This window comes from Paraburkholderia guartelaensis, assembly GCF_004353905.1.
Lineage (GTDB): Bacteria > Pseudomonadota > Gammaproteobacteria > Burkholderiales > Burkholderiaceae > Paraburkholderia > Paraburkholderia guartelaensis.
Map to the genome: position 1 here is coordinate 30,198 of NZ_SMOD01000015.1, position 13,818 is coordinate 44,015.

Genomic DNA, 13,818 nt, shown 5'->3' on the forward strand with positions numbered 1-13,818 from the left:
AAATAAATTTCGCGGATTATTGCATCGGGATATGTTTGCTAACTCAACGACATTCGCTTCTTGCTACAGATTGGCGCGGCGCGAATTGCATCGGAATGCGAAATAAAATGAGGATCGTTTGAGGAGCGATTGCGTGTGGTCTTCTGGCCTGCACGGGTGGAGTCCATTGTATGGTCGTAGGATGTCCTCAGTCGCATGCGTGTGCGCTTTTCCAGCGGTTGTCCGACAACGTATAATGGAAAGACATGACTTACGCACGCATATCGAGCCAAGGAGATCCACATGGCGGAGTCGCTTGCCACGCCCATCGCCACGCGTAGCCGCAATCTCGCCGAGCAGGTCGTCAACTTCATCAGCGAGCAGATCGCCACGCGCGCACTCAAGCCCGGCGACAAATTGCCCACCGAAAGCAACCTCATGACGCAACTGGGCGTGAGCCGCACGGTGGTGCGCGAGGCGATCTCGCGTCTGCAGGCCATGTCGGTGATCGAAACGCGTCACGGCATCGGCAGCTTCGTGCTGGAGCCGCGCCGCGAGCCGCTCGATCTCGACGTCGTCCCGGCCAGCACGCTGGACGATGTGCTTTCCGTGCTCGAGTTGCGCATCAGTCTCGAAACGGAGGCCGCGGGCCTTGCCGCCCAGCGTGCGAGCGAGCGCGACCTGGCGGGCATGCGCGCCGCGCTCGACACACTCGACGTCGTCATCCGCACGGGCGGTGACAGCTCGGGCGCCGACCTCGAATTCCATATCTCGGTGGCGCGCGCCACGGGGAACCGCTATTTCGTCGACATCCTCACGCAGATGGGCGCGGCATTGATCCCACGCCGTCGCGTGGATTCGGCCGGCATTGCGCATCGCGATCCGCAGGCTTACGCCGAGCTGGTGAACCGCGAGCACGAGAGCATCTTCGACGCCATCGCCCGTCACGATCCCGAAGGCGCACGCGCGGCCATGCGCATGCATCTGTCGAGCAGCCGCGAGCGGCTGCGCCGCGCGGCGGCGGAGTCGGGCGAAAAGGCATAGCGCGTAGCCTGCATGGAAAAACAGCGGCCGCAGGTTGAACTGCAGCCGCTGTTTTCATTTGCGATGCGCGTAGGTGATACCGAGCTAACTCAGCCGCGCACCATCTCGCCATTCTTGCGCCGCCAGAGGTCGAGCGGATTGGCGTCCATCAGCGCCTGCGGCAGCAGCTCGGCCGGAAAGTCCTGATAGCACACCGGCCGCAGGAAACGCTCCATCGCGCTCGTGCCGACCGAGGTCGCGCGGCTATCGGAAGTGGCCGGGAACGGGCCGCCGTGCACCATCGCGTGCGTGACTTCCACGCCGGTCGGGAAGCCGTTCACGAGCAGGCGTCCGGCCTTGCGTTCGAGGATCGGCACGAGGCGCATCGCGGCGGGCACGTCGGTGCGGTCCATCTGGATCGTCGCGGTGAGCTGGCCCGCGAAGTGCTCGGCCACGGCGAGCAGTTCGACTTCGTCCTTGCAGCGCACGAGCGTCGAGGCCGGGCCGAACACTTCGTCTTCGAGGGCGGGCTGCGCGAGGAAGGTTTGCGTGTCGGTCACGAAGAGGGCGGCGAACGCCTGGTTCGGGCCGCTCGCGGGCTGGCCTTGGGCGAGGGCGCTCACGCCCTGGGTTTCGGCCAGACGCCGCGCGCCTTCTTCATACGCCGCATGGATGCCCTCCGTGAGCATGGTCTGCGCGGGCTTGACGCCCAACGCCTGCGCAGCGGCCTGCGCGAACTGGTCGAGCGCCGGCCCTTCGATGCCGATCGCCAGACCCGGATTCGTGCAGAACTGACCCGCTCCGAGCACGAGCGAATCGACGAAGCCTTGCGCGATGGCCGCGCCGCGCGCCGCGAGCGCCTCGGGCAGCAGGAAGACGGGATTGATGCTGCTCATTTCCGCGTAGACCGGAATGGGCTCGGGCCGACTCGCGGCGATGCGCATGAGTGCCGTGCCGCCCGCGCGCGAGCCGGTGAAGCCCACGGCCTTGATGGCCGGATGCGCGACGAGCGCCTCGCCCACGGTGCGCCCCGCGCCGACGATCAGCGAGAACACGCCCTCGGGCAACCCCATCTCCTGCACGGCCTGCTGGATCACGCGGCCCACCATCTCCGAGGTGCCGAGGTGCGCGCCGTGTGCCTTGACGATGACCGGGCAACCCGCCGCGAGCGCCGCGGCCGTGTCTCCGCCCGCCACCGAGAACGCAAGCGGGAAGTTGCTCGCGCCGAACACGGCGACCGGGCCGAGCGCGATTTTCTGCAGACGCAGGTCGGCGCGCGGCAGCGGCTTGCGTTCGGGCAGGGCGGCGTCGAGCGTGGGCGTGAGCCACAGTCCCTGGCGCACTTCCTGGGCGAACAGCTTGAGTTGACCGACGGTGCGGCCGCGCTCGCCTTCGAGGCGCGCCTTGGGCAGGCCGGTTTCCGCGTGAGCGCGCTCGGTAAGGGCGTCGCCAAGCGCGGCGATGCCGTCGGCGACGCGTTCGAGGAACGCGGCGCGCACGGCGAGGGGTAGCGTGCGGTACGCGTCGAACGCCGCGGCGGCGAGCTTGCAGGCGGCGTCGACGTCGGCGGCCGTGCCGCTGCCGAAGGCCGGCGCGGGGATCGCTTCGCCCGTGGCGGGATTGAAAGCCGCGAGCGGCTTTTCCGAGCCGCGCACCGCGCGGCCTCCAATGAGCATGTCGCCAGTGATTTGCATGGTGTCTCCGAGTCTCGTTGCAGTGAGTTAAGTCATCGTACAACTATCATACGCCAGATCGTCGCCGCCGCACACCCGAGGCAGGCGCCTTTGGCAGCCGGGAAGCGTTACAGGCGCGCAAATTCAAGCTTTATCGGTTATGATTCCCGTTCCAGAGCAGGGTAAACACGACATTGGCTCCCTCGGCGGGCACGCTTAGAATGTCATCAGACAACGTACCACAAAGCATTCAAACCGCGATCCAATCCGCGCGCCGCCCGCGCCTAAAGGAGACAACCCCGATGTCCGCCCCTGCCAACCGTTATGAGGACCTGCTGGAGTCCGCCAGCGCCAAGGTCCTGCGGCACGTGCTCCCGCTCTTCCTCATCATGTTCATCGCGAACTATATCGACCGTGTGAACGTCGGTTTCGCCGGCGCGCACATGAAAGCCGATATCGGTCTTTCGGCGGCGGCGTATGGGTTCGGCGCGGGGCTGTTCTTCGTGGGCTACGCGATCTTCGAGGTGCCGTCCAACATCCTCATGCAAAAGTATGGCGCACGCGCCTGGCTCACGCGCATCATGGGTACGTGGGGCGTCGTGGCCGCCGCCATGGCGTTCGTGCACAACGACACCTCGTTCTACGTGCTGCGGTTTCTGCTGGGCGTGGCCGAAGCGGGCTTCTTTCCCGGCGTGATCTATTACTTCGCGCAGTGGCTGCCGCAGAAAGAACGCGGCAAGGCGGCGGCTGTATTTCTCGCTGGTTCGGCGTTCGCCTCGGTGCTCTCGGGTCCGATCACGGGCGCGCTGCTGTCCGTGCGCGGCCTCGGCCTCGCGGGCTGGCAGTGGATGTTCCTGATCGAAGGCGGCTTTTCCATCGTGCTGTGCGGCGTGAGCTGGGTGTTCCTGAAGTCGCGCATTCGCGATGCCCACTGGCTCACGAGCGACGAGCAGGGCGCGCTCGAAACCTACATGGTGCGCGAACAGGCCGAGCGCGAAGCCGCCACGGGCGCGCACGTGCCGGTGCTGCGCCTCCTGAAGGACCCGCAGATCGTGCTGTTCTGCTTCCTCTACTTCGCGATTCAGCTCACGATCTACGCGGCCACGTTCTGGCTGCCCACGATCATCCGCAAGATGGGCGGCCTCACCGACTTCCAGGTGGGCCTCTACAACGCCATCCCGTGGATGATTGCCATCGTCGCGATGTACTGCTTCGCGCTGCTTTCCGCAAAGTACCGCTTCCAGCAGGCGTGGCTCGCCGTCGCACTCGTGATCGCCGCCTGCGGCCTGTTCGCTTCGACGTCGTCGGACCCGGTGTTCTCGTTCGTGGCGATCTGCTTCTCGGCCATCGGCTTCAAGGCGGCTTCGTCGCTGTTCTGGCCGATGCCGCAAGGCTATCTCGACACCCGCGTGGCCGCCGGCGTGATCGCGCTCATCAATTCGCTCGGCAACCTCGGCGGGTTCTTCGCACCGGCCACCTTCGGCTATCTTCAACAGCATACGGGCTCGATTACGGGCGGCCTCTACGGCCTCGGCGTGACTTCGCTGATTGCCGCCGCCGCCGCCTTCCTCGCCCGTAACAAGCCATCGCGCCGCGCTTTTGCCGACGATTCGGTCCGCAGCGGCGCGCACTGAGCCCGCGTGCAACCCTCAATCGAGAAGGAAACCCACACCATGAACCAGCCGAACCCCGAACGCTTCTTCGTCTACGTCGCGAATTCGAAAGACGGCGACATTGGCGTGTTTCATCTCGATGCGCGTAATGGCGCGCTCACGCCGCAAGCTCGCGTGGCCGCGCAGGACAACGTGATGCCGATGGCGCTCTCGCCCGATCGCCGCCGCCTTTACGCGGCCACGCGCGGCGCGGACAAGCGCATCAACGACTACGCCATCGACGCGCAAAGCGGCAATCTCGCGCCGCGCGTGCAGACGCCGATCGAATCGAGCCTCGCGTATCTGTGCGCCGAGCCGCAGGGGCGTTTCCTGCTGGGCGCTTCGTACGGCGAGCATCGCGTGAGCCTGTATGGCGCGAACGATCTCGCGAACGGGCATGGCGCTCCGTTGCAGGTGATCGGCGATATCGAGCACGCGCACGCCGTGATCGTTTCCGCCGACGGGCGCTTCGCCTATGCGTCGTCGCTCGGCAGCAACCGGGTGTTTACTTTTGCGCTGGAAGACGCGGGGCGCCTCGTCGAGATCGGCACGGTCGATCTCGGTGCGGGCTTCGGTCCGCGTCATCTGCGCTTTTCGCCCAACGGCGACGTGCTGTACGTGCTGAGCGAATTCCGCGCGACCGTCGCGGTTTTCGCGCGCGACGCCGCCACGGGCAAGCTCGCGGCGCTGCACGTCTCGCCGCGCGCGCCGGTGCTCGCCCATCTGAATGACGGTTTTGCGCGCCCGAGCCCCACGGACCCCGTGCAGCCCGACCCCGCTGTGCTCGCGAAGCTCGTCTGGGCCGCCGATATCCACGTCTCGCCCGATGGGCGCTTCGTCTACGTGTCCGAGCGCACGACGAGCCAGATTTTCACGCTGCGCGTATCGCAAGACGGCGCGCTCGAATACGTGGGTGCGACGGCGACCGAGACGCAGCCGCGCGGTTTTCGCATTGACCCGACGGGACGCTTTCTCGTGGCGTGCGGAGAGAAATCGCAACACGTGTCGGTCTACACGATCGATGCGGCGAGCGGTGCGCTCACAGCCGTCTCGCGCGGCGAGGGCGGCAATGGGGCGAACTGGGTGGAGATCGTCGCCGCCAACGCTTGACCGCTTCAATTCAAGGTTTCGATTGTCAGGGCGCAGCGCGCCGCACTTTTACAGGTAATCCGTTCATGTCTACACAAACCGTTCAACCGAACGCCACGCCCGTTGTGACCGAGTTGCGCGTCGTGCCCGTGGCGGGCCGCGACAGCATGCTGCTGAACCTCTCCGGCGCGCACGGTCCGTTCTTCACGCGCAACGTCGTGCTGCTGCGCGACAGCGCGGGCAATACCGGCATCGGCGAAGTGCCGGGCGGCGAGGCGATCCGCAAGACGCTCGAAGACGCGCGTGCATTCGTGGTCGGCCAGTCCATCGGCAATATGCAGTCGGTGCTCAACACCGTGCGCAAGCAGTTCGCCGATCGCGACTCGGGCGGACGTGGCCTGCAGACGTTCGACCTGCGCACCACGATTCACGCGGTCACGGCGCTCGAAGCCGCGCTGCTCGACCTGCTCGGCCAGCATTTGAACGTGCCCGTCGCCGCGCTGCTTGGCGAAGGCCAGCAACGCAGCGAAGTGGAGATGCTCGGCTACCTGTTCTTCATCGGCGATCGCAACAAGACCGATCTCGCCTACGCGAGCGGCGCCGATGGCCGCGACGACTGGGAGCGCCTGCGTACCGAAGAGGCGATGACGCCGGAGGCCGTCGTGCGTCTGGCCGAAGCCGCGCAAGCGCGCTACGGCTTCAACGACTTCAAGCTCAAGGGCGGCGTGCTGGCGGGCGAAGCGGAAATGGAAGCGGTCACGGCGCTGGCCGAGCGCTTTCCTGAAGCGCGCGTGACGCTCGACCCGAACGGCGCGTGGTCGCTCGCGGAAGCCATCCGCCTGTGCCGCGACAAGCACGATGTGCTCGCCTACGCGGAAGACCCGTGCGGTGCGGAGAACGGCTACTCGGGCCGCGAAGTGATGGCGGAATTCCGCCGCGCCACCGGCCTGCCCACGGCCACCAACATGATCGCGACCGACTGGCGCCAGATGGGCCACGCCATTCAGCTGCAGAGCGTGGACATTCCGCTCGCCGACCCGCACTTCTGGACCATGCAGGGCTCGGTGCGCGTGGCGCAGATGTGTAACGACTGGGGCCTCACGTGGGGCTCGCACTCGAACAATCACTTCGACATTTCGCTCGCGATGTTCACGCATGCAGCCGCCGCGGCGCCAGGCAAGATCACGGCGATCGACACGCACTGGATCTGGCAGGACGGCCAGCGCCTCACGCGCGAGCCGCTGCAGATCGTGGGCGGCAAGGTGCAGGTGCCGCAGAAGCCGGGTCTCGGCATCGAGATCGACATGGACGCGCTGGAAAAGGCCCACGCGCTCTACAAGGAGCACGGCCTCGGCGCGCGCGACGACGCGATCGCCATGCAATACCTCATTCCCAACTGGAAATTCGACAACAAGCGTCCGTGCCTCGTGCGCTGAACGCCGTCTTCAACTGAACACCTTTACTGACTTCGCAACAGGATCAAGACCATGACCACGCCGCAAGAACTCAAGCAAATCGTCTCCGAAGGCCTGCTTTCGTTCCCCGTGACCGACTTCGACGCGCAGGGCAACTTCCGCGCGAGCACCTACGCCGAGCGCCTCGAATGGCTGGCCCCTTACGGCGCGAGCGCGCTGTTCGCGGCGGGTGGCACGGGCGAATTCTTCTCGCTCACGAAGAGCGAATACTCGCAGGTCATCAAGACGGCCACCGAAACCTGCAAGGGCAAGGTGCCGATTCTCGCGGGTGCGGGCGGCGCCACGCGCGTGGCCATCGAATACGCGCAGGAAGCCGAGCGCAATGGCGCGCAGGGCATTCTGCTGATGCCGCACTACCTCACGGAAGCGTCGCAGGAAGGCATTGCCGCGCACGTGGAGCAGGTTTGCAAGGCCGTGCCGAAGATGGGCGTGATCGTCTACAACCGCGCCAATTCGAAGCTCAACGCCGACATGCTCGAACAGCTCGCTGACCGCTGCGAGAACCTCATCGGCTTCAAGGACGGCGTGGGCGAGATCGAGGCGATGGTGACGATCCGCCGCCGTCTGGGCGACCGCTTCTCGTACTTGGGCGGCCTGCCCACGGCCGAAGTCTACGCAGCGGCGTACAAGGCGCTGGGCGTGCCCGTATATTCGTCGGCAGTGTTCAACTTCATTCCGAAGACGGCCATGCAGTTCTACCGCGCGATTGCCGCGGACGACCACGCGACGGTGGGCAAGCTCATCGACGAATTCTTCCTGCCGTACCTCGCCATTCGCAATCGCCGCGCGGGCTACGCGGTCAGCATCGTGAAGGCCGGTGCGAAGCTCGTGGGCCGCGACGCGGGCCCGGTGCGCGCGCCGCTCACCGACCTCACGCAAGAGGAAGTGGCGCAGCTCGATGTGCTGATCAAGAAGCTCGGCGCGCAGTAACGCGTTCGGTGTTCACGCCATGCGCGCGCCAGCCGGCGCGCGGCATGGCTTGCGACAGGGCCCTTGCGGCCCTGTTTGCTCGTGAAGGGCGTGGGCGGACGATCAGTTGTTGTCGCCGAACAAGTCCAGATTGGAGCGCTCGCGCTTTTTGCCTTCGGTGCCTTCGGCGTTGCGGGCGCGGCGCGCGGTCTTTTCGCGGCGCGGCTTGCCGAACACCTCGTCGGGCGTGAAGCCGAATTCGGCGATTGCCGCGCGCACATTGGCCAGCGCCTCGTTCGCCGCTTCGGCGCGCGCGGCTTCAATGCGCTCGTCGAGTTCGCGCTTCTGGGCGAGCAATTCGCGGTAGGTAGCCATCGATAATTCTTGTCGAGTGAAAAAGAGCCGCTGATTTTACGCGTTGTGCGGGCTTCGTGCGGGCTTTACACCGCAATTTGCAGCATCAAAGATACGCGGCGAGCAGCGCAACCACGACGCACGATAACCCCATCAGCAAGGCCGCGAGCCAAAGCGACCCGCGCGCGGGCGCGCGCACCGAAGCGGGCAGGCGCTTTTTGCCGCTCAGCATCGGGCCGATCAGATTGTGGCCTTTCGCGAGCGCGTAGACGGCAATCGCGCAGATGTGCAGCACGACCGCCGCCGCGAGCAGATCCCAGCCCCATGCGTGCAGGCCGGCTATCGCATTGGCGATTTTTGCGGGCACGATTTCGCTGAGCGGGCCTTCGTCGGCGATGTCGTTGTTGTCGTAGAGACCGGTGAGCGTTTCCATGAGCAGCAGCGCGAGCAGCAGCAGAACCATCCAGCCGCCGGCCGCGTTGTGGCCCACCTGGACGTCGGGTTCGCGCCGCAGCAGATGGCGCAGATGCTCGATTGCCTTGCGCGGCGAGGCGACGAAGCGCGAGAAGCGCGCGGTCTCGCTGCCGAAGCAGCCCCACAGGATGCGAAACAGCACGAGCGCGAGCAGTGTCTCGCCGAGGCGCACGTGCATCTGCATCCAGTTCATGCGCTGCGTGACGTAAGCGGCCGCCACGAGCACGACGGTCAGCCAGTGGAAGAGGCGCGTGGGCAGGTCCCAGACAGGCACGCGGCGCTCAGGCTGGTCAGGGTGCTCGGGACGGTGGCGGGTTGCGGAGGTCGTGGAGTTCATGATTCGAGGCGGGCGGCCGGGCGTGGCGCTCAAGGGCATCATAGGCCAGGAACGTGTGCGCCATGTATGGCGCAATATACGCACCTGCGACGCCTCAGCGTCTACGTGGCGTCGCGCGGCGACTTCGGCGATACTTGCCGCTCGCCTTACATCCCTTGCAAGCCGATTCCACAGATGGAAAAGAACCGACTCGAAGCCTTCAGCGATGGCGTGCTCGCCATCATCATTACGATCATGGTGCTGGAACTCAAGGTGCCGCATGGCAACGATCTCGCTGCGCTCGCGCCGCTCTGGCCGGTCTATCTGAGCTACGTGTTGAGCTTCATCTACGTGGGTATCTACTGGAACAACCATCACCATATGCTGCAGGTGGCGCGCCGCGTGAACGGCTCGGTGCTCTGGGCCAACCTGCATCTGCTGTTCTGGCTTTCGCTGCTGCCGTTCACCACGGGCTGGATGGGCGAGAACGAATTCGGGCGCTGGCCGACCGCGCTCTATGGCGTCAACCTGCTGCTCTGCGCGCTGGCCTATGTCGTGCTGCAGTTCACGCTGGTGCGCTATCACGGGATGCAAAGCCCGCTTGCCATCGCGCTGGGCAACGACGTGAAGGGCAAGATTTCACCGGTGCTTTATCTGGCGGGGTTTGCGCTCGCGGCGTTCGACTATCCGCGCATTGGCGCGATCTTCTACTTCATCGTGGCGCTGCTTTGGCTCGTGCCTGATCAACGCATGGAGCGGCTCGCTCTCGCTGCCGGCGAAAAGAAGGAAGAGTAAACAGCAGTGGGGCCGGCGCGCATGCGGCCGGCCCCGTCGAACATCACATCGTCATCAGCCTGCCAGGTGCTTGCGCTTGGCGAGTTCCTGAGCCTTGGCATAGTCAGCCTGGATCACAGGCAAGCCTTCCGTGGCGGCCTTCTTGAGGCCCGCGTCGCGGCCCGAGGCGATTTCCGCCTGGAACGCCGAGAGCGTCTTCTGCTGGCCGGCCAGCGCGACCTGCTCGATATACGTCTTGTCGAAGTCCGCGCCGCGCAGATTGTTGATGCTGCTGATCACCGCCGCATCCGGGTCGTTGCGCGGCACGTCCACGCCGCGCGGGCTCGCCGCGCGCATCGAGTCGGACAGCTTCGAATAGTCGGCCACCAGTTTTTCGGCGAAAGCCTTCACTTCGCGGTCGGTCGAGCGCGAGTCGGCAATGCGCGCGGCATCGCGCTGCGTGGCGACGGTTTGCGTGCCGTCCGCGATGAAGGCCTTGTCGGCTTCGTGAAGCTTGCCGGGTGCGGCCGAAGTCGAGGCAGAAGCCGCGGTGGGCGCGGGGGTCTGCGCATGGGCGCTCAGCGTAACGGCGCAAAGGCTGGCGGCCGAAGCCGCGATGAGCGAGGCAAGCGAGAGGCGAGTCATGTGAACTCCTTTCTGCGTAGTTGGTATCGATTGCACGCGCAGGGCCTTGTGTCATGCCGCTTTCCGTGCGGCTCTGCGCGGGACCGTTGTGGCGTGGCGCCTTGCTGCTCAACGGTCTGAGGAATTCTATGAACTCGCTCGCCATTCAGGTGAAACGATTGCTTCGCTTGTGTAACGGTTGGTAAGAGAGCATGCGGATGAAATAACGATCCGCGTATTCACATCGACGTCATGCGTTTATGCGAATACAGCGTTCTCCATTCGCGCCAACCGGCGCACAATGTCCCTCGCGCGTGTCGTTGCTTCTACGGCGAAAAGTCCCACGATCTGGGCACGAACGCGGTTTGAGTCTCACGAGCGTGCGCAAAAGCGCACGCAAAAAAACGTAGGCCAACGAGGAGGAGACAGGATGGACGACGAGCTGGTTGCAACCGCATCCACCACACAATCGACTGCCACAGCCACCACCGCCGCGAACTTTCGCTGGCGCGTGCTGATCTGGCTGCTGTTCGGCGGCATCATCAACTACCTCGATCGCGCGAATCTCGCGATCGCGGCGCCTGGCATGATTCACGACCTGGGCCTCACGCGCACGCAAATCGGCCTGCTCGGCACCGTGTTCGCCTGGACCTACGCGGTGATGCAGTTGCCGGCCGGCTGGATCATCGACCGCTTCGGCGCGAAGCGCGCCTATGCAGTGGGCATGATCTGGTGGAGCGTGGCGACGTGGCTCACCGGCGTCGTTGGTTCGATCTCGGGCCTCATCGTCATGCGCGTGCTGCTCGCGGTGGGCGAGGCGCCGTGCTGGCCGACCTCCGCGAAGATCACGGCGGCGTGGTTTCCCGCCAAGGAACGCGGCTTCGCCACCGGCATCTGGGATTCGTCGTCGAAGTGGGGGCCCGCGCTCGCGCCCGCCGTGCTCGTTGCGCTGATGATCGCGTTCGGCTGGCGCTCGCTCTTTCACGTGACGGGCGCCATCGGCATTGTTTTTGCCGTGCTGTTCCTCTTTCTCTATCGCAACCCCGCGCAAAGCAAGCGGCTCACGCGCGAGGAGTTCGCCTATATCGAAGCGGGTGGCGGCGGCCACGAGCGTTCGCTCACCACCGCGCCCATTCGCTGGCGCGCGCTTTTTGCCTCGCGCAGCGTGTGGGGCATGATCTTCGGCTACTTCTGCGCGATCTGGCTGTGGAATATCTTCCTCGTGTTCCTGCCGCTCTATCTGCTCGATCGCTTTCATATTTCGTTCGCACAACTGGGCATCTACGCGAGCATTCCGTGGTTCGGCGGTGCGGCAGGCGAGATCGCTGCGGGCTGGATCGCGAAGAAACTCGTGGATCGCCGCGTGGCTTCGCCCATGGTCGCCAAGCGCATGCTGATCGTGGTGGGCGCAATTGGCGCGGGCGTGTGCGCGGCGGCGCTGCCACTTGCGAGCACGATAGGCGCGAGCGTCGCGCTAATGACGTTGGGGCTGGCGTTCATCGCCGCCACCATCGGCAACGCGTGGGCGCTCGCGGCCGACATCGCCCCTTCTTCAATGGTCGCTTCCGTGAGTGCAATCCAGAATTTCGGCGGCTATTTCGGCGGGGCGTTCTCGCCCGTCGTCGCGGGCATTATCGTTGACCGCACGGGATCGTATTCGCTGGCGTTCATCATGGGCGGCGCGATTGCGGGCTGCGCGGCGCTGTTCTACTGGTTCATGGCGCGCAGCACGGTGGGCCAGCCGGCGGACGCGGCTTGAGGAGACGAACGTGAACGCCTATGAACGCTTTCCCTGGCGCGCGCTGTATGACACCGGCATCGAGCCGAATCCTCAGCAGGAGTATACGAACGGTCTCGACATGTTCGCGGCGGCGCTCGAGCGCGCGCCGCACGAAAGCGCGCTGCTCTACTTCGACGGCAGGCTCGACTGGCAGGCGCTCGACGCATGGAGCGACCGCATCGCCTGCTTGCTGCTGGACGAAGGCGTGCAGCGCGGCGACCGTGTGGCGCTCTATCTGCAGAATGTGCCGCAGTTCGTGATGGCTTTGCTCGGCATCTGGAAGGCGGGCGCCGTGATGGTGCCGGTCAATCCGATGAACCGGGCGCGCGAACTGAAACTGCTGCTCGACGATTCGCAAGCGCGCGTGCTGATCTGCGACGCCGCGCTCGAAGGCGAAGTCGTTCGCGAAGTGATCGCGAGTATCGAAGCCGAAGGCAACGCCGCGCCGCGCGTGTTCACGACGCGCGCGCGTGCGCTGCAGACACGCGACGATCCACGCGTGTTCGGCACACAGCGCGAGGCAAGCGGAGCAGGCGAGGGCGCACGCGATCTTTTGCAGGCGGCGCAGGCCGTGCAGCCAGGGCGCAAGCCTCCGCCGGTCGTGCTGGCGGCGAGCGATCCCGCCATGCTCGTCTATACCTCGGGCACGAGCGGCCGCCCGAAAGGCGCGATCTGCACGCACGGCAATTTCGCGTTCAACTCACAGACGTACCGCGATTTCTGCGGCCTGCGCGAAGGCGGCCCGATACTCGGCGTGGCGCCGCTCTTTCACATTACCGGTCTCGTTGGCCACATCGGCGCGGCGTGGATTGCGCGCGCGCCGCTCATTCTCACGCACCGTTTCGATCCGGCGGCGACGCTCGACGCCATCGAAGAACACCGCGCGGAATTCACGATCGGTGCGATCACGGTGTTCATCGCGCTGCTGCATCACGCCGATGCGACCCGCGAAAAACTCGCGACGCTCACGAAGATCTATTCGGGCGGCGCGCCCATCGCGCCCAGCGTAGTGGAGGCGTTTCGCGCGAAGTTCGGCCACGTGATCCACGGCGCGTATGGGCTCACCGAAACGAATTCGCCCACACACATGGTGCCGCTCGCGAGGACGGCGCCCGTCGATCCACACAGCGGCGCGCTGGCCATGGGCGTGCCCGTGCCGGGCGCCGAAGCGGCCATCGTCGACGATGACGGAAACATGCTCGCGGCCGGTGAAACGGGAGAAATCGTTTGCCGCGGACCGATGGTCGTGCCCGGCTACTGGAACAACGCGGCTGCGACGGCCGATGCGTTTCGCGGCGGCTGGTTCCATACCGGCGACGTCGGCTTCATGGACGAAGCGGGCTGGTTCTATCTCGTCGATCGCAAGAAGGACATGATCAATGCGGCCGGGTACAAGGTCTGGCCACGCGAGGTGGAAGACGTGCTTTACGGCCATCCCGCCGTGCGCGAAGCGGCCGTGGTGGGCGTACCCGATCCGTATCGCGGCGAGACTGTGAAAGCCGTGGTGAGCCTGCGTGCTGGCGCGGTGGCCGACGCGGCGGAACTGATCGCGTTCTGCAAGGCGCGCATGGCTGCGTATAAATACCCGCGTATCGTCGAGTTCCGCGACGAATTGCCGAAGACGGCTACGGGGAAGATCTTGCGGCGCGAGTTGCGGTGATGGTTGCGCGAGCAACTTGACGAGGTCGAAAAGTGA

Annotated in this window: 12 protein-coding genes; 8 read left to right on the forward strand and 4 right to left on the reverse strand. The window is 65.4% G+C overall.

All coding sequences use genetic code 11. The annotated features are described in order from the left end of the window. Window positions 1–282: 282 nt before the first annotated feature. On the forward strand, window positions 283–1,023 hold the full coding sequence (locus tag E1N52_RS20510; RefSeq protein ID WP_133184559.1) for a FadR/GntR family transcriptional regulator: 741 nt from the start codon (window positions 283–285) through the stop codon (window positions 1,021–1,023). An 89-nt stretch (window positions 1,024–1,112) separates the two neighbouring features. On the opposite strand, the gene E1N52_RS20515 is transcribed toward E1N52_RS20510, so the two are convergent. After that, window positions 1,113–2,696 carry an aldehyde dehydrogenase (NADP(+)) gene (locus tag E1N52_RS20515; protein WP_133184560.1) on the reverse strand — a complete coding sequence of 528 codons (1,584 nt, stop codon included), beginning with the start codon at window positions 2,694–2,696 and terminating at the stop codon, window positions 1,113–1,115. A 281-nt stretch (window positions 2,697–2,977) separates the two neighbouring features. On the opposite strand from E1N52_RS20515, the gene E1N52_RS20520 reads away from it, so the two are divergent. From E1N52_RS20520 to kdgD, 4 genes are all read left to right on the forward strand, one after another. After that, window positions 2,978–4,309: an MFS transporter gene (locus E1N52_RS20520; protein WP_133184561.1), complete on the forward strand. Its 1,332-nt coding sequence runs from the start codon at window positions 2,978–2,980 to the stop codon at window positions 4,307–4,309. 39 nt (window positions 4,310–4,348) lie between these two features. Next, window positions 4,349–5,437 carry a lactonase family protein gene (locus E1N52_RS20525; protein ID WP_133184562.1) on the forward strand — a complete coding sequence of 363 codons (1,089 nt, stop codon included), beginning with the start codon at window positions 4,349–4,351 and terminating at the stop codon, window positions 5,435–5,437. A gap of 65 nt (window positions 5,438–5,502) precedes the next feature. Next, window positions 5,503–6,852 (forward strand): glucarate dehydratase, encoded by a 1,350-nt coding sequence (gene gudD, locus E1N52_RS20530; protein WP_133184563.1) that lies wholly within the window; start codon window positions 5,503–5,505, stop codon window positions 6,850–6,852. A 51-nt stretch (window positions 6,853–6,903) separates the two neighbouring features. Next, window positions 6,904–7,821, forward strand: coding sequence for a 5-dehydro-4-deoxyglucarate dehydratase (gene kdgD / locus E1N52_RS20535; RefSeq protein WP_028206318.1), 918 nt, complete (start codon window positions 6,904–6,906; stop codon window positions 7,819–7,821). 102 nt (window positions 7,822–7,923) lie between these two features. Here the strand turns inward: kdgD and E1N52_RS20540 are convergent, their stop codons facing one another. Further along, window positions 7,924–8,175 carry an H-NS family nucleoid-associated regulatory protein gene (locus E1N52_RS20540; RefSeq protein WP_133184564.1) on the reverse strand — a complete coding sequence of 84 codons (252 nt, stop codon included), beginning with the start codon at window positions 8,173–8,175 and terminating at the stop codon, window positions 7,924–7,926. Between the two features lie 85 nt (window positions 8,176–8,260). Beyond that, on the reverse strand, window positions 8,261–8,965 hold the full coding sequence (locus E1N52_RS20545; protein ID WP_133184565.1) for a cytochrome b/b6 domain-containing protein: 705 nt from the start codon (window positions 8,963–8,965) through the stop codon (window positions 8,261–8,263). A 174-nt stretch (window positions 8,966–9,139) separates the two neighbouring features. Between E1N52_RS20545 and E1N52_RS20550 the strand changes: the two genes are divergently transcribed. Further along, on the forward strand, window positions 9,140–9,739 hold the full coding sequence (locus E1N52_RS20550) for a TMEM175 family protein (RefSeq protein WP_133184566.1): 600 nt from the start codon (window positions 9,140–9,142) through the stop codon (window positions 9,737–9,739). A 54-nt stretch (window positions 9,740–9,793) separates the two neighbouring features. On the opposite strand, the gene E1N52_RS20555 is transcribed toward E1N52_RS20550, so the two are convergent. After that, on the reverse strand, window positions 9,794–10,363 hold the full coding sequence (locus E1N52_RS20555; RefSeq protein WP_133184567.1) for a DUF4142 domain-containing protein: 570 nt from the start codon (window positions 10,361–10,363) through the stop codon (window positions 9,794–9,796). A gap of 409 nt (window positions 10,364–10,772) precedes the next feature. Between E1N52_RS20555 and E1N52_RS20560 the strand changes: the two genes are divergently transcribed. After that, window positions 10,773–12,101, forward strand: a complete 1,329-nt coding sequence (locus E1N52_RS20560; RefSeq protein ID WP_133184568.1) for an MFS transporter — start codon at window positions 10,773–10,775, stop codon at window positions 12,099–12,101. 10 nt (window positions 12,102–12,111) lie between these two features. Then, window positions 12,112–13,782: a class I adenylate-forming enzyme family protein gene (locus tag E1N52_RS20565; protein ID WP_133184569.1), complete on the forward strand. Its 1,671-nt coding sequence runs from the start codon at window positions 12,112–12,114 to the stop codon at window positions 13,780–13,782. Window positions 13,783–13,818 lie beyond the last annotated feature (36 nt).

Excerpts from the sequence above, each read along its gene's own strand:
- E1N52_RS20555 (WP_133184567.1), bottom strand. The coding sequence starts at position 10,363 with ATGACTCGCCTCTCGCTTGCCTCGCTCATCGCGGCTTCGGCCGCCAGC.
- gudD (WP_133184563.1), top strand. The coding sequence starts at position 5,503 with ATGTCTACACAAACCGTTCAACCGAACGCCACGCCCGTTGTGACCGAG.
- E1N52_RS20520 (WP_133184561.1), top strand. The coding sequence starts at position 2,978 with ATGTCCGCCCCTGCCAACCGTTATGAGGACCTGCTGGAGTCCGCCAGC.
- kdgD (WP_028206318.1), top strand. The coding sequence starts at position 6,904 with ATGACCACGCCGCAAGAACTCAAGCAAATCGTCTCCGAAGGCCTGCTT.
- E1N52_RS20515 (WP_133184560.1), bottom strand. The coding sequence starts at position 2,696 with ATGCAAATCACTGGCGACATGCTCATTGGAGGCCGCGCGGTGCGCGGC.
- E1N52_RS20545 (WP_133184565.1), bottom strand. The coding sequence starts at position 8,965 with ATGAACTCCACGACCTCCGCAACCCGCCACCGTCCCGAGCACCCTGAC.
- E1N52_RS20560 (WP_133184568.1), top strand. The coding sequence starts at position 10,773 with ATGGACGACGAGCTGGTTGCAACCGCATCCACCACACAATCGACTGCC.
- E1N52_RS20540 (WP_133184564.1), bottom strand. The coding sequence starts at position 8,175 with ATGGCTACCTACCGCGAATTGCTCGCCCAGAAGCGCGAACTCGACGAG.
- E1N52_RS20525 (WP_133184562.1), top strand. The coding sequence starts at position 4,349 with ATGAACCAGCCGAACCCCGAACGCTTCTTCGTCTACGTCGCGAATTCG.
- E1N52_RS20510 (WP_133184559.1), top strand. The coding sequence starts at position 283 with ATGGCGGAGTCGCTTGCCACGCCCATCGCCACGCGTAGCCGCAATCTC.
- E1N52_RS20550 (WP_133184566.1), top strand. The coding sequence starts at position 9,140 with ATGGAAAAGAACCGACTCGAAGCCTTCAGCGATGGCGTGCTCGCCATC.